Here is a 17,020-nt window from a genome sequence, read left to right on the forward strand (position 1 = left end):
GGACTTTTTTATTGTCGCTAAAGTAAAAGCCGCGTTGATCTTGCGATCAACGCGGCTTGAATTGGCCGGCTAACGTTAAAGGATATATGTTATTGAAGTCCTGCTACTTTCTTGCTTAACCTGAAATCAACCATTCCGTTAAACCCTCTGGCAGGCGTAATACCAGGAATAGCCGCGCGCAAATCATTGCCGGCAGCTGCGCTGATCCTGGCGCTGGTACGAAGATCCAGGTAAGTGCCTGTTGAAACATAGTTCAGGGCCTGCTGCAGGTTCTGATCCGATGTAGTGTTGCCCCAGGCAACGTTTACATAGTCCGCTGCCTCCGCATCTACCGGGATACCGGTGTAGTAACCCCCGTTGCCGTTGGCATTCATGGTTTCGAAGTTGATGGCGTACAGGTCAGCAAGGTATACCGGTTTATGATCATTATCATACATGGAGATATTAAAATCAATAAAGCCAACCGGTTTTCCGTATGTCTTCTTCCCGATGAGCCTTACATTCATGTACGGTTTAAGGTTGTTCAGTGTTAATTCGCTGGCAGAAGCAGTTTCCCCGGATACAATAAAAAATATATTGTCCAGTGACATACCACCTGTAGCAGCAGCAAAGTTCACCTGCGCATCCAGTTTGGTAGCCGCGAGGTTCTGCATGATCTTATCGTTATACTTGTAGGTATACATCACTTTACCGCCGGCAGCCGAAGGAGCAAAAGCATTGTCCAGGTATTCCGCTGTAGAGGTGGCTCCGCCGCCGTTGTACCGGAAATCCACAATCAGTTGTTTGATGCCCTGTGCTTTGAATTTGGCGATCGTTTGATCCAAAGCCGTTTTGGTAGCGGTAGCATTTCCGGCGTCGTTGGTTACACTGGAAAAAGTATACATCGCGAAATAGCCCACCTTTATATTTATGTTCGCGGTATTCTTAACGGTGTAAATGGTATCGAACAGCACCGGGTTTATGTTGTATGTAGCGGAATTGATAGTAAGGGTAACCGAAGTCTGATCCTGTTTTTTAAATCCCAGGGTGATGGTGGATGCCGTTGAAATCGTATTATAAAGCGAGTTGATAGCAGAAGAGGCACTGGAAAAATTGGTATTACCGTTTACGGAAATAATCTCCCACCCTCTTAAAACGCCTGCCTTACCGGCGGGGCTGTTCTTATCTGCATACTTTACAAATAATCTTACTTTACTGGCATCTGCTCCGGCAGCAAAACCAATGTCAAATCCCAGTTTAGAGGGATTGGCAGCGGCATTTTGTTCCGATACGCCATTCATCAGCTGATTGGTGATGGTACCATCTTCATCGAGGAAGCTGTAATGGTCGTATGCGGCATTGGTGGCCGGGTTGATGGCATAGCCTTTCATCTCTGTCAGCAGGGCGTTTGCATCCGCATACTTGCTGGCCAGGGGATCCAGCTGCGGTACACTGGAATACCAGTAGTAAGTAGGCAATCCTTTGCTGACCGTTCGTCCGCCATCGCCGTAAGTTACCTGCATGATCTGGTACATCAGGTACTTCAGGGAGTCCTTCTTCAGGGCGTCTGTAATGTCAACTGGCGGAGGGGCTGGTTTATCTTTGTGGCAAGACATAAAAGTGCCTGTGCATAAGGCCCCCGCCAGTATGGTGGTAGTTCCCGCAGAAAACAGTTTTTTATACATAAAAACAGTTAAGACGATGGTAGTCTGGTTGCTTACTTTTGAGTGGCCAGTGTTTGACGTGTCCAAAAGTCGGCTGAATAATACAAGGCGAATTGGTCCGCATATTCACCTGGCATCGGGGGCTTTTCTCCTTTGGCACGTTTGGCCTCCAGTTCCTTTTTATCCTCCCTTTTCATGGCGTTTACCTTAAAATGGTAAGCGATGGGCTTATCACTTCCGGCGGGGATACCCAGCACCTTCAGCGGGATACCCAGTTCACAAACCAGGTTACCGGCGGCATCATATGAGGAGGTGGTTTGAATACCAAACGTATTCTTCACCGGAATATTGCCATCCGGGATGCTGTCAAATCCTTCCACTTTGATGTCCTTTACGTTCGCCAGGAGTTGTTTTTTCAATTCACCTGCAATGAGTGCCCGGGATTCTTCCGGGACATCCGGTGCGCCGGTGTTCACATTATAGGTGAGCGGAAATGTAATCCCCGCGCCCCCTTTTTTCTTCCCGGTAGGGTTGATGGAAACAGTAAGGCCGGAACGCATAATTTTCATCTGGCTCTGCGGATCAGGAACACTAACGATTACGTATAAATTCTCCTGGTCGTTGGCTATTGTGTAAAATAACTTGGTAACGTTGTTATAAAACTGCAGGGGTTTGGGCCATTCAGTAGCCTGTCCGTCGATTTTGATATTTGCTGGCGCCCATTTATTTGGTTCACTATCTTGTGCGGAAGCATTTACATACAACAAAAGACCGGCTATTACCCCTGCTCCTGCTGTCAGTACCCTGTTCATATTCATGTGCTAATTTTTTCAGTTGCACTACAAGGTTAACAAAGAATTTTGAAAATACGGGAAGAAAAAACGTATATGAGTAAAAAGAGTCGGTGAACGGGGAGATATGGTGGGTGAGCATCACGGATTTGCGGGGAACTAAAACCGTTCGCCCGCAAATCCATTGTTGCTTTTATTAATACAGTAATCTTGTTTTAATCGTATGCTCTACTTCCTTCAGCAAAGCCAGCGCCTCTTGTGATAACCTCGTATCCACGTCCAGTACCACGTAACCGATCTGGTCGTTGGTTTTCAGGTACTGCCCCAGGATGTTGATTTTGTTGGCAGATAAGGCAGTATTGATGGCAGACAACACGCCCGGCACGTTCCGGTGGATATGCAGGATGCGGTGTGTGTTTTCAATAGGCGGCACGCTGATAGCAGGTACCGTATGAGAACCGAAGCTGGCGCCCTTTTCCAGGTAGTTGAGCATTTTACTGCTCACGTCCAGTCCGATGTTGTGCTGCGCTTCTTCCGTGCTTCCGCCGATATGCGGCGTGAGGATCACGTTGGATAATTTTTGCAGCGGCGTGCTGAATGCGGCGCCATTCTTTTCCGGTTCTACCGGGAATACATCTATGGCGGCGCCGGACAAACGTCCGCTTTCCAATGCATCTTTCAGCGCTTCCAGGTCTACTACCTCACCACGGGCATAGTTAATAAAAATAGCCCCAGGTTTAGCATCTGCAAGCACTTCTGCAGTGATCATATTCGTAGTGGTTTTGCTGGAAGGCACGTGCAGCGAAACGATATCCGCCTTGTTGAAGAGTTCCTTCAGCGTGCGTTGCTGTTCTGCATTACCCAGCGGCAATTTGGTTTCGGCGTCATAATAAATTACGTTCATGCCCATTCCTTCCGCCAATACGCTCACCTGGCTACCGATGTTGCCATAACCTACTATTCCAAGTGTTTTACCCCTTAGCTCATAGCTGCCAGTGGCTTCTTTAAGCCAGATGCCGTTATGCGCTGCATTGTTTTTATCCACGATACGGCGGATGAGGATAATAGACAAACCTATTACCAGCTCAGCCACTGAACGGGTATTGGAATAAGGCGCGTTGAAAACGGTTACACCGTGCTCTGTAGCAGCTTTCAGGTCAACCTGGTTGGTACCGATACAGAAACAACCAATAGCCTGCAGTTTCCTGGCCGATTCCAGTACCTTACGGGTAACTTTGGTTTTGGATCGGATGCCCAGTAAATGAACGTCCTTGATTTCATTGATAAGATCTTCTTCGCTGAGCGCACCGGTAAGCTTGCGCACATGGTATCCTGCCGTGGTAAATTCTGCCACCGCAGCATCGCTGATGTTCTCTAATAATAAAATGCTGATCTTCTCTTTCGGATAACTTGTCGACTTTTGCTGGTCCATAATATTATACTAAGTTATATGTGTATCTCTGTGTTGCAATTGGCTTAATAATTGCTGATAGCGGGGAAACAGGGCACAAACCTACTCGAAGTTGAGGAATATTCAAATAGCAGTGGAATCAAATTCGATTTTATCAAAAAAAGACGGAAATCGGGGATGATTTTTAAAGTTTTTCTCACTTTTTTGCTTAAAAATCAATTAAAAGAATCCGAAATCACTGTTTTTATTTGGCAGTCTTTTACTTTGAGTCTAAATTGAGCGCTTTGTATTTTATGGGTCGAAAATTGAATTAAGAAAGTAGTCACAACTCCTCTAATGAAGCGATTGAAAGCAATAAGTATTATCTTAACTATATCGGGAATTGCAATTATCTCCAGCTGCCAGAGCAATGCAGCAAGAAGGGAAGAAAGTAAAAGGAAAGCAGCAGCAGATTCGGCACGCTTTACAACAGGACTATCGGCCGCGGAAAAAGAAGCCATCCTTAAATCACCGCGTACTAAACAAATGCAACAGGAACTGGAAGCATTCTATAACGGAAAGCTCCTGCGTACCGGTTTCAACGGCGCCATCATAGTGGCCAGGAAAGGGGTGGTTATCTTTGAAAAGTATCATGGCTATGAAAATTCCCGGACTAAAACACCGGTGATGGACAGTTCTTCTTTTCAGCTGGCTTCTGTTACAAAAACCTTTACCGGCGCAGCAGTAATGTGGCTGGTACAAAATGAGAAACTGAGCCTGGAAGATTCCCTGCAAAAATTCTTTCCCGAATTTCCTTATAAAGGAATCAATGTACGCATGCTCCTGAACCACCGGAGCGGCCTGCCTAACTACCTTTATTTCTGCGACAGTTTATGGAAAGAAGAAGCCAACTTTATTACCAACGGCGAAGTCATCAAATTAATGGAAGCGCATAAGCCTGCCATGCAACATTTGCCAGGTACGCACTTCCAGTACTGCAACACCAATTACCTGCTCCTTGCTTCTATTATTGAAAAGGTAAGCGGACAGAAATATGCCGACTTCATGCAGCAAACCATTTTCGGACCCCTGCATATGACCAGCACTTTTGTATACGACCCCTCCTCTGCTGTGCGCGTGCACCAAACCCAGAGCCATAAATATAACGGGCAGTTTGAACCGGATACTTACTTCGACGGTGTAATGGGCGATAAAGGTATTTACAGCAGCGCACAGGATATGCTGAAGTGGGATCAGGCCCTCTATTCAGGCCAGTTCCTGAATGCGGCTACCTTAAAGGCAGCCTACACGCCTTACAGCAATGAGAAGCCCGGCGTCCGCAATTACGGACTGGGATGGCGCCTTATGGTGTATCCGGACAGTACAAAAAATATTATTTATCACAACGGCTGGTGGCATGGTAACAACACCGTGTTCTATCGTTTCATACAGGATTCTACCACCCTTGTTATCTTAGGAAACAAATACAACCGCGGTATTTACCAGGCAGTAAAACCTATCCGCGATATCATCGGCCATGGTGATGGTGAAGAAGCTGGAGAAGAATAAACAGTTAAACATCTGACTATAAAAAAAACCAGCATAGCTTATATAAGTTATGCTGGTTTTTTTATAGCAAGATGAATTACTATCCATGTTTTCTGTTGGGTAGTACGTTATCGCGGGTCCATATTATTTCGCCGGTAAATGCATGGCTCCGGACCGGGCAGGCTTCTTTTAAACAGTAGTGGCAACAGGAAGGAATACAGGGGTCCATATGAATAAAAAACTCTACCTCACTACCGGCAAACCCTTCATTCACGAGCTTCTCAATCTTCTTCATTTCATCATGCGCATCATTCAGCTCCAGGTAGTAAGGCATCGTTACATGGCAATCAATGTGATAGTTGTTACCATATTGCTGCACACGCATATTATGCATATCGATCCAGTTCTGCCTGCGATGAACCGATAAAATAGTGATCACCTTGTCCACTATCTTCATATCTGTTTCATCCATTAACCCGGAAATAGACCGGCGCATCAATTGATATCCTTTGCTGAGGATCAATCCGCCCATCACCAGTGATACCGCGGGATCCAGCCAGGTCCAGCCGGTGAAATGAATGACAACCAACGCAGCAATCAACCCCGCACTGCTGTAAACATCGGTCATGATATGCTGGCCATTCCCCGAAATAGTGATGGAAGAAAGCTGCTTACCGGAACGTACCAGGTACAGGCCCAGCAACAGGTTGGCGACAGTGGTACCGCCCAATACCCATAAACCGTTTTCAATCTGGTGCAGTTCACGCGGCAGGATAAAATACTGTGCCGTTTTCACAAGGATCAACACGCCGGCGATAAAGATCATGGCGCCTTCAAAACCGATCGAAAAGAATTCCACTTTGCCATGTCCGTACGGATGGTTGGCATCTTTCGGCTGACTGGCAAGGTAAATACTATAGCAGGCAAAACCGCCCGCCACCACGTTGATAATGGACTCCAGGGCATCAGAAAGGATGGCCACCGAATGGGTCATAAAGTACGCCGAAAATTTCGCCACGGTTAGTATAAAACTAACGATCAGCGACACCAGTATGACGCGCAGTTCTTTTTTTAGCAATGGTTCAGTTTTGTGTAATGTAAAGGGCAAAGGTAAAGGATTATTGGCGTTTGAAAACCACTCCGGTATTAATAAAAACATAACATGAGGCGTGCTGATAAAGCAGTTGCAGCTATTACATTTGCGATAATGCCACGGCATACTATGAAAAAACTGTACTAACCCTTATAAACGTACGAAAATGACCGGTAGTGAATTACATGCCCAATCAGTAGTCAACAAAATCTTCGACCTGTATAATACTTACGGCCACCAGGAATATGGCGAACAGGTAACCATGCTGATGCATATGATGCAGGCAGCCCTTATAGCAGAAAGCACAGGCTTTGATGATGAAATGATCGTTGCTGCATTCCTGCACGACATTGGTCATTTTTTTGAAAGTGCGCCCCAGATGGGCGGCCTCGGTACCCGCGCACACGACGACCTGGGCAGCGCTTTCCTGCTGGAATGCGGCTTCCCGGAGCGCATGGCGCAGCTGGTGGGCAGTCATGTGGCCGCGAAACGCTATCTTACCTGGTCGGACAGCGCCTATTACGATACCCTCTCCGAAGCCAGCAAGCAAACCCTCGAATACCAGGGTGGGCCTATGAATGAAGAAGAGGCGCTGGCGTTCCGCAATGATCCTTTATTCCACCAATACATCCAGATCAGGATCTGGGATGATATGGGCAAGGAAACGGATATGCCGGTGAAGCCTGAAGACGTAGCGCGGATGCGTGAAAAAACGCTCGCCTACCTGCTGGCAAACAGTACTTCCGCCAATAATTAACTCGTGTGTATTAAATTGCAGGTCTATGGATCTGCGTACTGAAATTTTATCGGAAAATTCCCGTGCCCAGTCGCTCCGCATTGCGACCTGGATAGGTCCGCATCCGGAACGGTTTGCCGCCTTGATACACTTGTTCCTGCACGACGAATACCGCGTGGTACAACGGGCTGCGTGGATTGTGAGCTTTGTGGCAAAAAAGTACCCCGCGTTGCTTGCTCCCCACCTGCCGGCTATGGTAGCCAGGATGGAGGAACCGGGTATGCCGGTGGCAGTAAAGAGAAATGTATTGAGGATATTGCAATACCTGCCGGTCCCGGAATCCCTGCAAGGGCCGGTGATGAACAGTTGTTTTGCGTTCCTGGAAGATCCGCTGGAAGCAGTGGCGGTGAAAGCTTTTTCCATGACGGTACTGGCTAACCTGGCAAAAGATTACCCTGACATCAAAAACGAGATCCGGCTGCTGATAGCAGCGGAGCTGGAAAATAATCCCACACCGGCTATCCGTTCCAGGGCGCGGAAAGTACTAAAAGCAATACAATAGCAGGTTACACGCTAAAAGAAAAAGCAGCGCAACAAGGTATAATACCTTGCTGTGCTGCTTTTTTAATGTGATATAACCATTGGCTATGCGTTGGCATCTCCTGCTGCATCAGCGGCTGGAGGCGTAACGGGCGCCTTTGCTTCTTTCGGTTCTCTTGGCTCCCTTGGTTCCCGGGGTTCTCTCGGTTCCTTGGGTTCTTTTTCCTTCTTTTTCGCTGCTTTAGGGGCAAAGATGGCGATCATACGCTTACCTTCCATGGTAGGCATACTTTCCAGGCCACCTACTTCTGCCAGCCTTTCAGCAAACTTCAGGAGGATCAATTCACCACGTTCCTTAAACATGATGGCACGTCCTTTAAACTGTACATAGGTTTTCACCTTGTTACCGTCTTTCAGGAAGCTTTCAGCATGTTTCGCTTTGAAATCGAAGTCATGGTCATCGGTGTTAGGCGTAAAGCGAATTTCCTTCACTTCACTTTTGTGCGCCTTCGCCTTCATTTCCTTTTCCTTCTTTTTCTTTTCGTAGAGGAATTTGTTGTAGTCGATGATACGACAAACGGGAGGCACAGCATTCGGGGAAATCTCTACCAGGTCTAAACCCTGTTCCTCAGCCATACGCAGTGCATCCTCTGTTTTGTAGACACCTACCTCAATATTTTCACCTACAAGTCGTACCTCAGGAACGCGTATCATCCTGTTGGTGCGATGTTCTTGTTGTTGTTCCCTGCGGAAGTTGGGGTTTCTTCCCCGGTTGTTGCCGCCAAAACTGCTTGGTCTGGGTCTTTGTTGCATTAAGAAAAATAAAATTAATTAATTAATTGTCCTTTTAGTCCATGGTCCACATCTCGTCCATGGACCAAAAACAATCTTTACAAAAATACGGGGAAAATTACAGCAATTAACATACCTCAATCGAGTAATGTTCATTGTTTTATATACCTTTTTTCCACATTTATGCGATGTTACTCAATTGGCTTCCGGTTTGCTACCTCTTCGTTTATCATGGTGGTAAACTGTTCGAGTTGCATAGTTCCCAAATCACCTTTTGATTGACGACGAACGGCTACTACATTGTCGGCTGCTTCTTTTTCACCGAGTACGAGCATGTACGGAATCTTTGCCAGCTCTGCTTCCCGGATCTTCTTACCTATCTTTTCACTCCTATCATCTATCTCAGCGCGAATTTCTGCTTTTTTTAGCAATTCTGCTACTTTTTCTGCGTAGGCCTGGCTTTTATCACTGATCGGCAAGATCTTCACCTGTGTTGGCGCTAACCACAACGGGAATTTACCGGCGCAATGTTCGATCAGCACGGCGATAAAGCGTTCCAGTGAACCAAATGGCGCACGGTGAATCATTACCGGCCGGTGTTTCTGGTTATCGGCCCCGATGTACTCCAGTTCAAAGCGTTCCGGCAGGTTGTAATCCACCTGGATAGTACCCAGCTGCCATTTACGGCCCAGCGCATCCTTCACCATGAAGTCAAGTTTAGGACCATAGAACGCCGCTTCGTCGTATTCCACCACGGTGTTCAGCCCTTTCTCGGCGGCAGACTCGATAATTGCTTTTTCTGCCAGTTCCCAGTTCTCTTCGGTACCCATGTATTTACTGCGGTCCGTTTTATGACGCAGTGAAATCTGTGCAGTATACTCGGTAAAACTCAAACTGTTGAATACATACATCACCAGGTCTATTACTTTCTGGAATTCTTCCTTTACCTGGTCAGGACGGCAGAACAGGTGCGCATCATCCTGGGTAAATCCTCTCACACGGGTAAGACCGTGCAGTTCACCATGCTGCTCATAGCGGTACACGGTACCAAATTCGGCAAAGCGCACGGGTAAATCCTTGTACGACTTTGGCGATACCTTGTACAGTTCGCAGTGATGCGGGCAGTTCATAGGTTTCAGCATAAACTCCTCACCTTCTTCCGGCGTATGGATCGGCTGAAAACTGTCTTTTCCGTATTTTTCGTAGTGACCGGAAGTCACATACAGATTTTTATTCCCGATATGCGGTGTTACTACCGGCAGGTAACCGCTGGCCAGCTGGGCTTCCTGGAGGAAACGCTGCAGGCGTTCACGCAGCATGGCGCCTTTAGGCAACCACATAGGTAAACCTAAACCTACTTTTTCAGAGAAGGCAAACAGTTCCAGTTCTTTACCCAGTTTGCGGTGATCACGTTTCTTTGCTTCCTCTATCAGGGCCAGGTATTCGTCCAGCTCTTTCTGGTTAGGGAAGGTGATGCCATAGATGCGGGTAAGCATCTTATTTTTTTCACTGCCGCGCCAGTAAGCGCCTGCAATGCTGGTCAGCTTGATGGATTTGATAAAGCCGGTATTCGGAATGTGCGGTCCGCGGCAAAGATCTGTGAATCCGCCCTGTGTATAGAAGGTAATGCTTCCATCAGGTAATTCATTGATCGTTTCTATTTTATACGGGTCGCCTTTTTCAGTAAAATAAGTCAGGGCATCTGCCTTGCTTACTTCTTTGCGCACGTATTCGCTGTTGTGTTTAGACAACTCCACCATTTTTGCTTCGATCGCTTTCAGATCTTCTTCGGAAATCGTGCGGTCGCCCAAATCAATATCGTAATAGAATCCATTTTCAATTGAAGGGCCATAGCCGAGCTTTACGCCGGGGTACAGGGCTTCCAGTGCTTCGGCCATCAGATGCGCCGAGGAATGCCACATTGTTGCCTTACCATCCTTATCCACCCACGTCAGTAGCTGCAGCGTGCTATCCGTCAAAATCGGGCGTGTAGCATCCACTACCTGCCCGTTAACATTTGCTGCCAATACTTTGCGTGCCAATCCTTCGCTGATGGATTTGGCAATGTCCAATGCAGTTACTCCTGATTCATACTGACGAACTGCGCCATCCGGAAAAGTGATATTTATCATACGTTTTGCTGTTAGCACCATACTTTTTCATATGGGCTATATTTCCTTTATAAAATGTTTGCGAAGTTAAGAAATAGTTTGTTAGCTTTTAGATAACCATGTCGTTGAACTTAAGGATTTTAAAAATAAATATTTATACAGCGGTGTGAACACAGTTGAAAAATGGTTTAAATGCACAATTTATAATGATAAAACATTACAATCCATGTGATTTACCGGGTGAGACGATCTTATTTAGGGGAAGTTAAGCTAAAAGATAACAGTTACCTCACCCCTGCTTCACCGATGCCTCAAACCAGCGTATGTCATGGGTCATCCATGCAGTATCAATGCACTTACCATGCACTCCTCATGGACTCCCCATGCACTATACATGCACTCCCAATGCACTATGCCCCCAAAAACTTCCCTGATATAGCACTCCTGGCAATAGTACGGATGCCTTTTGAGATTATTTACATCAAAATATTATTCACAGTTACAAAATAATAAACAGCCATCAGCTTTGATATATTTAAAAGAAATATCTGTAATTATCACGATATCGAAATAAAGAATAAATTAATTTTAGTCCTGTAATATAAAATCATTACATATGACAATCGGAAACTTAAAACTGTATGACATCTTCCGGAATGACCTGCATTTGCCGGACGACAAAGCCCTGGAAGTTGTAAATGCGCTGGATGACCACTATGAACGGAAATCATCCGCGAAAATTGAACAACTGGCCACTAAAGGCGAACTATGGGATGTTAAAAACGAACTTAAGCAGGACATCCACACGCTTGCTACCCGTATGGATCTGATGGCTACTAAAGAGGAGCTATCGAATGTTAAAAACGAACTTAAGCAGGATATCCACAAGCTTGCCACCCGTATGGACCTGATGGCCACCAAAGAAGAGTTATCTGTTGTAAAAAACGGGTTAACGCTGGATATTCAAAAGGTTAAGTCGGAGCTGCTGGGCACTATCCAGGATGTTAAAGCAGAACTGATCAGCACCATTCACAAATCGGTACACTATGCCGCCATTGCGCAATTCATTGCTATAGTGGCTGCCCTGGTAGGAATTATCAGGTACTGCTTCGTGAGGTAATCCCCCGCTATCACCCCATTTGTATGTACTATCATCTCATTTGAATTCAGGTACTATCACCCCTTTTGAATCCCGGCTAGAACCTGAAATTATACGTCACCGACGGTAACACCGGGAACAGCGACACCTGCTTCGCACTCACCTTCAACGTGCCATCTACGGCGCTCCCCTCCTGGTCAAAGTAAATGAAATAAGGATTCTTCCTGCTGTAAACGTTATACACAGAAAATGTCCAGCTGCCTTTCACACGCTTATTGGGCCGTTTGGGCACCGGAGTATATATGGCCGACAGGTCGAGCCGGTGATAGGCATCCAGCCGGTAGGAGTTGATACTGCCGTAACCCTGTACCAGCGTGCCTTCTATAAAATAGAATTTTTCCGGTAGCGTAGTGGTATTACCGGTGCCGTAAATAAACACACCTGACACCGTCCAGCGTTTACTCAGGTCGTAAGTGCCTACCAGGGCCAGATCATGGCGACGGTCGTACTTCGCGGGATAACGGTTGCCATCATTCAACGCGGGAAATTGCCGCCAGGTCCAGGCCAATGTATAACCCAGCCAGCCGGTAAACCGCCCTTTCTTTTTGTTTACAAATAATTCCATGCCATAGGCCTCCCCCTTTCCGAACACGAAGTCCTGCTCCGGATCATTCAACGATGGAGTGTATCCTTCCCTGTATTCAATCTGGTTTTGCAGGCTTTTATAATATACCTCGGCAGATGCCTCATACATATTATTGCTGAAATTGCGGAAGTACCCGGCAGAATATTGCCAGGAAATCTGCGGCTGCACAAGGTAAGTGCTGGGCACCCATACGTCTGTAGGCAAAGTAGTTCCCGCGTTGGATACAAGATGAATAAACTGGTAGTTACGGGTTGCGGAAGCTTTTACGGAACTTACCTCGTTCCAGGACCATCGCAGGATGACCCGCGGTTCAAAGCCACCATGACGGGATATCGGCTGCCAGCGCCGGTATACAACACTATCCGTTTTATTCCCCGTTGCATCACGGGAGTAGCGGGTATAAGGGCCGATCTGCATAAACCCGCTGTAGCGAACACCCACATTCAATTGCAATCTGGGAGATATTTCCCAGTCATCCATCAGGTATAATGCCACCTCATGGGCATATTTCTTAAACACATTCTCGGGGGAGAATTTGGTGGAATCCTGCTCCCCGCTGATAGTAGAGGGTGTAAACGTGTGATAGATATAGTTGCCGCCAAAACGGATATGATGCTTTACATGCGCGTAATAGTCAAAATCTGTTTTCAGGTTCATATCGCTGATGCCGGAAGACAACCGGATATCGAAATTATTTTGCAGGGCGCTGAACTGAAATTTATAATCGTTGTAGATGAGAGAGGTGTTGGCAAATAACTTCTGGCTGAACACATGATTCCAGCGCAAAGTAGCCGTGGTATTGCCCCAGGGAATCTTTACATCAAAGGAACGGTCCTGGTTATTAAAGCTGAACACATCTTTTCCAAGATAACCGCTCAGGTAAATATGGTCTTTCTCCGAAATAGCGTAGTTCATCTTTACATTCAGGTCATAGAAATAATAACCCGAACCCTTATACGAAGTATTATTGATAAATGGCTTTGTGACAAGGTCGATATAAGTGCGACGGCCGCTCACGATAAAAGAGGCCTTATCTTTTTTCAAAGGTCCCTGGAAAGATAGCCTGGAAGAGATCAGCCCGATTCCCCCTTCTCCCTGGAAATTTTTATTATTCCCTTCCTTCATAGCAATATCCGCCACAGACGACAACCGGCCCCCGTAATTGGCAGGCATACCACCTTTGATGAGCGTGGTGCTCCGGATGGCATCTGCATTGAATACAGAGAAAAAGCCAAAAAGGTGGCCTGTATTATACACCGGCGCTTCGTCCAGCAGGATAAGATTCTGATCGGCCCCGCCGCCACGCACATAAAAACCGGCGTTGCCTTCACCGGCAGCCTGTACCCCCGGCATCAGCTGCAGGGCTTTGAGCACATCCACCTCCCCCATCAGTGCCGGCAGTTTCTTTATCTGTACTGCGGTCAGCTCGGCCTTTCCCATCTCGGTATTTTTCACATTGGCATCCTTTCTTTTGTCGGTGATCACTACTTCCTTTGCCTGGTAAGAACGCGGGTATAGTTGCAGGTGCTGGGTGGTATTGGCATCCAGCGTCAACGCCACTGCTTTGGATTCGTAGCCAAGAAATGAATACAGGAGGATGTAATTGCCTGCCGGCAGTGTGATAGAATAAAATCCGTAGTTGTTGGTATGTACGCCGTTGGTGGAATGCAGCACCTGCACCGTGGCGCCGGGCAATGATTCGCCATTGGTGCTGTCTTTAATAAAACCGCTTACGGTATATTGCTGTCCCGCTGCCTCATTGAAGAAACACAGCAAAAAGAAGAACAATAAAAGGGGACTATATCGTGTGAACATACCGTTAAATCATGAGCAGCAAAGCGAAAGTAATTTACGATTTACTGCGCACGATTCAACGATTACTTATTATTTATAGCTCAGGCTATCTTTGGTTTCACCGCAGGTGAGCATCTTATGGCCAAAGTAAGGATTCTGTATAGCTGCTTTGTCGCTAAGCCAGTACGCGCCTTTATCATCAAATGCCATCGGGCAGTACTGGTGATAAATAGTATGACCTTTCAGGCCGGTGTTCTTTACAAGGTCGAACAGCATATCGGATACCATCTGGAAAGCGGCTCTTTTGCCTTCCAGGCCTGTTTCTCCTGCCAGACCGGTTAATTCAGCGCTTACGCTGCCGGTGATACCGGTAATATTGGCCAGGTGGCTGCTATCCATCTGTAAAAGGTTGACCGGCAAACTGTCCACATGCCCTTTCAGTGTCGCTGCTGCGGTATTGGCGGCAGTGCTATCAGCCTGTACCAGCGCATCCGAAAGCTGGTAATACGATTGCATGGCGGCGCCCAGTGAGTCGTAAAACACCTGGCTATAGGGCGCCTGTAATGCGGCGGAAGCGCCTGCTGCCGCTTCTTCCTGTTTCGGGGCGGTCTGCTGGTTGCAGGCAAACAGGGCCACACCCAGCATCAGTAAGCCAACCGGAACGCATACTTTAAAATTCATAATCTTACACTTTGTAACAAAACTAAATAAAATGAGCGGATTGTTTCTTTGGAGTATTGAATTTGAGTAGGTTAAAGTCCGCATTTTTCCTTAACTTTGCACGTTTTTTATCCAATTTTTTTATTTTTTATGTTGATCGCATTACAGGACATTACGTTTGAGTTTGGGTCCAGGGTTATTCTGGAAAATTCCTCGTGGCATATAGAACCGGGTGACCGTGTAGGGCTTATCGGGTTGAATGGTACCGGCAAATCTACCCTGTTACGCATTATCAATGGGGAATATTCCATTTCCAAAGGAAGTGTTAATAAAAGTAAAAGTCTGACGATTGGCTTCTTTAACCAGGACCTGCTCAGCTTTGAAACCGATGAATCTATTCTTACCGTAGGCATGATGGCCTTTGGCAAAGCACTAGAGCTGGAGAAAGATATTGAACGTATTACCCGGGAGCTGGAAGACAGTCAAACCGAAGAACTGTTGCACGAATTCAGCGACAAGCTGCATGAATTTGAAGCGCTCGACGGCTACAACATGAAACATAAAACGGCGCAGGTGCTGGAAGGCCTCGGCTTTACCACCTCCGACCTGGAGCGGCCGTACAGCCAGTTTTCGGGTGGATGGCGCATGCGTGTGCTCCTGGCTCGTCTTATCCTGCAGCAGCCGGACGTGCTGATGCTCGATGAGCCCACGAACCACCTGGATCTTCCCTCCATCGAATGGCTGGAAAGATACCTGGTAGGTTACAACGGCGCCGTGATCATTGTATCGCATGACCGTTTCTTCCTGGACCGTATGGTGAACAAGATTGTGGAAGTATACCAGCAGCAACTGCACCACTACGCCGGTTCTTACGCCGACTATGAAGTGGAAAAGGAACTTCGCCGGGAAATGCAGCAACGCGCTTACGAAAACCAGCAGGATTATATCCGCCAGCAGGAACGCTTTATTGAACGCTTTAAAGCCAAAGCGTCCAAAGCCGCCCAGGCACAAAGTATCGCCAAAAGGCTCGATAAACTGGAGCGGGTGGAACAAACCGATAACGGCCCTTCTAAAATCAAAATAAACTTCACAGTAGATAAAACACCTGGTAAGATCCTATGTACACTGAATAACATCAGTAAAAGCTTCGGCAAGATCGAGATCTTAAAAAATACCAGCGCTGAAATCAACCGTGGTGATAAAATAGCCTTAATCGGCGCCAATGGTAAGGGTAAGTCTACCCTGCTGCGTATCATCTTTGGTATGGAGCCGATGGAAGGAGAACGCGTACCTGGTCATAACGTGGTAACCAGCTTCTATGCACAGCACCAGCTGGAATCACTGGATATGAACAGCGAAATACTGGACGAGCTGAAGAACTTCGGCAGCGGCCGTACAGAGCTGGAATTACGCCAGTTGTTAGGCTGCTTCCTCTTTACCGGCGATGATGTATTTAAGAAGATCAAGATCCTGTCCGGAGGCGAAAAAGCCCGTGTGGCCTTGGCGAAAACCATCATCAGCCAGGCTAACTTCCTGATGCTGGATGAGCCCACGAACCACCTGGACATGAACTCCGTGCAGATGCTGATAGACGCCCTGAACAAATATGATGGCAGCCTGGTACTGGTATCGCACGACCGTTACTTCGTAAGCCAGACGGCCAATAAGATCTGGGAAATCGTAGACGGCGAAATCAAGGAGTTTAAAGGTACCTACAACGAATACGAAGAGTGGAAAAAGAGAATGGCTGCCCAGCAACAAAACGGCAACGCCAAAGCCACTAACAATAACGCAGATACGAAAAAAGAAAACCGCCAGCAGGCAGCAGCCCCGGTTGCAGATGCAGGTAAAGGCGCTATCAACAAAGACGTACAGCGTGAACTGCAGAAACAACAGAAACAGTTTTCACAGGTAGAAGGCCAGGTGGCCAGCCTGAAAGAACGTAAGGCCGGCCTGGAAGCCAGCCTCGGTTCTCCTGAAATCTACAATGATAAAGCTAAATTTGCCCAGGTAGAAAGCGAATACCAGGATGTTCAGAAGTACCTGGACAGGGCCAATCAGCAATATGAGCAGTTATTTGAGAAAATAATGCAACTGGAAGCGAACCTTATCAGTTAGTTATTTTGTTATACAGGTATCTTTCAGGATGCCTGTATAACAACACTTAAACCCTTTCT

13 protein-coding genes are annotated in these 17,020 nt (G+C 46.8%); 5 read left to right on the plus strand and 8 right to left on the minus strand.

Annotated features, from left to right (window positions below):
- Window positions 1–89: 89 nt before the first annotated feature.
- The 3 genes from QFZ48_RS27610 to serA form a co-directional block, all read right to left on the minus strand.
- Window positions 90–1,664, minus strand: a complete 1,575-nt coding sequence (locus QFZ48_RS27610; RefSeq protein ID WP_429047812.1) for a S41 family peptidase — start codon at window positions 1,662–1,664, stop codon at window positions 90–92.
- 32 nt (window positions 1,665–1,696) lie between these two features.
- Entirely contained in the window at window positions 1,697–2,461 is a 765-nt protein-coding gene (locus QFZ48_RS27615) for a hypothetical protein (RefSeq protein ID WP_429047810.1), read from the minus strand.
- Between the two features lie 169 nt (window positions 2,462–2,630).
- Window positions 2,631–3,866 (minus strand): phosphoglycerate dehydrogenase, encoded by a 1,236-nt coding sequence (gene serA / locus QFZ48_RS27620; RefSeq protein WP_429047809.1) that lies wholly within the window; start codon window positions 3,864–3,866, stop codon window positions 2,631–2,633.
- 315 nt (window positions 3,867–4,181) lie between these two features.
- Here serA and QFZ48_RS27625 point away from each other — a divergent pair, with 315 nt between their 5' ends.
- Window positions 4,182–5,393, plus strand: a complete 1,212-nt coding sequence (locus tag QFZ48_RS27625) for a serine hydrolase domain-containing protein (RefSeq protein ID WP_429047807.1) — start codon at window positions 4,182–4,184, stop codon at window positions 5,391–5,393.
- A gap of 79 nt (window positions 5,394–5,472) precedes the next feature.
- On the opposite strand, the gene QFZ48_RS27630 is transcribed toward QFZ48_RS27625, so the two are convergent.
- Complete coding sequence (locus QFZ48_RS27630) at window positions 5,473–6,450, minus strand: cation diffusion facilitator family transporter (protein WP_429064724.1); 978 nt, start codon at window positions 6,448–6,450, stop codon at window positions 5,473–5,475.
- A gap of 181 nt (window positions 6,451–6,631) precedes the next feature.
- Here QFZ48_RS27630 and QFZ48_RS27635 point away from each other — a divergent pair, with 181 nt between their 5' ends.
- On the plus strand, window positions 6,632–7,222 hold the full coding sequence (locus QFZ48_RS27635; protein WP_429064726.1) for an HD domain-containing protein: 591 nt from the start codon (window positions 6,632–6,634) through the stop codon (window positions 7,220–7,222).
- 25 nt (window positions 7,223–7,247) lie between these two features.
- Window positions 7,248–7,763: a hypothetical protein gene (locus QFZ48_RS27640; RefSeq protein ID WP_429047800.1), complete on the plus strand. Its 516-nt coding sequence runs from the start codon at window positions 7,248–7,250 to the stop codon at window positions 7,761–7,763.
- Between the two features lie 83 nt (window positions 7,764–7,846).
- On the opposite strand, the gene infC is transcribed toward QFZ48_RS27640, so the two are convergent.
- The gene (gene infC, locus QFZ48_RS27645; protein ID WP_429047798.1) at window positions 7,847–8,554 is read right to left on the minus strand and encodes a translation initiation factor IF-3; all 708 of its coding nucleotides are present in this window, start codon (window positions 8,552–8,554) and stop codon (window positions 7,847–7,849) included.
- A gap of 170 nt (window positions 8,555–8,724) precedes the next feature.
- On the minus strand, window positions 8,725–10,665 hold the full coding sequence (gene thrS, locus QFZ48_RS27650; protein ID WP_429047796.1) for a threonine--tRNA ligase: 1,941 nt from the start codon (window positions 10,663–10,665) through the stop codon (window positions 8,725–8,727).
- A 595-nt stretch (window positions 10,666–11,260) separates the two neighbouring features.
- Between thrS and QFZ48_RS27655 the strand changes: the two genes are divergently transcribed.
- A complete protein-coding gene (locus QFZ48_RS27655) occupies window positions 11,261–11,764 on the plus strand; it encodes a hypothetical protein (RefSeq protein WP_429064728.1) in 504 nt (167 codons plus the stop codon).
- A 76-nt stretch (window positions 11,765–11,840) separates the two neighbouring features.
- Here QFZ48_RS27655 and QFZ48_RS27660 read toward each other — a convergent pair whose 3' ends face one another.
- The gene (locus tag QFZ48_RS27660) at window positions 11,841–14,204 is read right to left on the minus strand and encodes a TonB-dependent receptor (RefSeq protein WP_429064730.1); all 2,364 of its coding nucleotides are present in this window, start codon (window positions 14,202–14,204) and stop codon (window positions 11,841–11,843) included.
- Between the two features lie 69 nt (window positions 14,205–14,273).
- The gene (locus QFZ48_RS27665) at window positions 14,274–14,864 is read right to left on the minus strand and encodes a DUF3347 domain-containing protein (protein WP_429047791.1); all 591 of its coding nucleotides are present in this window, start codon (window positions 14,862–14,864) and stop codon (window positions 14,274–14,276) included.
- Between the two features lie 129 nt (window positions 14,865–14,993).
- Between QFZ48_RS27665 and QFZ48_RS27670 the strand changes: the two genes are divergently transcribed.
- On the plus strand, window positions 14,994–16,961 hold the full coding sequence (locus tag QFZ48_RS27670; protein ID WP_429047788.1) for an ABC-F family ATP-binding cassette domain-containing protein: 1,968 nt from the start codon (window positions 14,994–14,996) through the stop codon (window positions 16,959–16,961).
- Window positions 16,962–17,020: the final 59 nt, after the last annotated feature.

Origin of the sequence: Chitinophaga sp. W2I13 (genome assembly GCF_050434005.1) — a bacterium.
Lineage (GTDB): Bacteria > Bacteroidota > Bacteroidia > Chitinophagales > Chitinophagaceae > Chitinophaga.

Coding starts and splice junctions, on each gene's coding strand:
- QFZ48_RS27610 (WP_429047812.1), bottom strand. CDS start 1,664: ATGTATAAAAAACTGTTTTCTGCGGGAACTACCACCATACTGGCGGGG.
- QFZ48_RS27615 (WP_429047810.1), bottom strand. CDS start 2,461: ATGAATATGAACAGGGTACTGACAGCAGGAGCAGGGGTAATAGCCGGT.
- serA (WP_429047809.1), bottom strand. CDS start 3,866: ATGGACCAGCAAAAGTCGACAAGTTATCCGAAAGAGAAGATCAGCATT.
- QFZ48_RS27625 (WP_429047807.1), top strand. CDS start 4,182: ATGAAGCGATTGAAAGCAATAAGTATTATCTTAACTATATCGGGAATT.
- QFZ48_RS27635 (WP_429064726.1), top strand. CDS start 6,632: ATGACCGGTAGTGAATTACATGCCCAATCAGTAGTCAACAAAATCTTC.
- QFZ48_RS27640 (WP_429047800.1), top strand. CDS start 7,248: ATGGATCTGCGTACTGAAATTTTATCGGAAAATTCCCGTGCCCAGTCG.
- infC (WP_429047798.1), bottom strand. CDS start 8,554: ATGCAACAAAGACCCAGACCAAGCAGTTTTGGCGGCAACAACCGGGGA.
- thrS (WP_429047796.1), bottom strand. CDS start 10,665: ATGATAAATATCACTTTTCCGGATGGCGCAGTTCGTCAGTATGAATCA.
- QFZ48_RS27655 (WP_429064728.1), top strand. CDS start 11,261: ATGACAATCGGAAACTTAAAACTGTATGACATCTTCCGGAATGACCTG.
- QFZ48_RS27660 (WP_429064730.1), bottom strand. CDS start 14,204: ATGTTCACACGATATAGTCCCCTTTTATTGTTCTTCTTTTTGCTGTGT.
- QFZ48_RS27665 (WP_429047791.1), bottom strand. CDS start 14,864: ATGAATTTTAAAGTATGCGTTCCGGTTGGCTTACTGATGCTGGGTGTG.
- QFZ48_RS27670 (WP_429047788.1), top strand. CDS start 14,994: ATGTTGATCGCATTACAGGACATTACGTTTGAGTTTGGGTCCAGGGTT.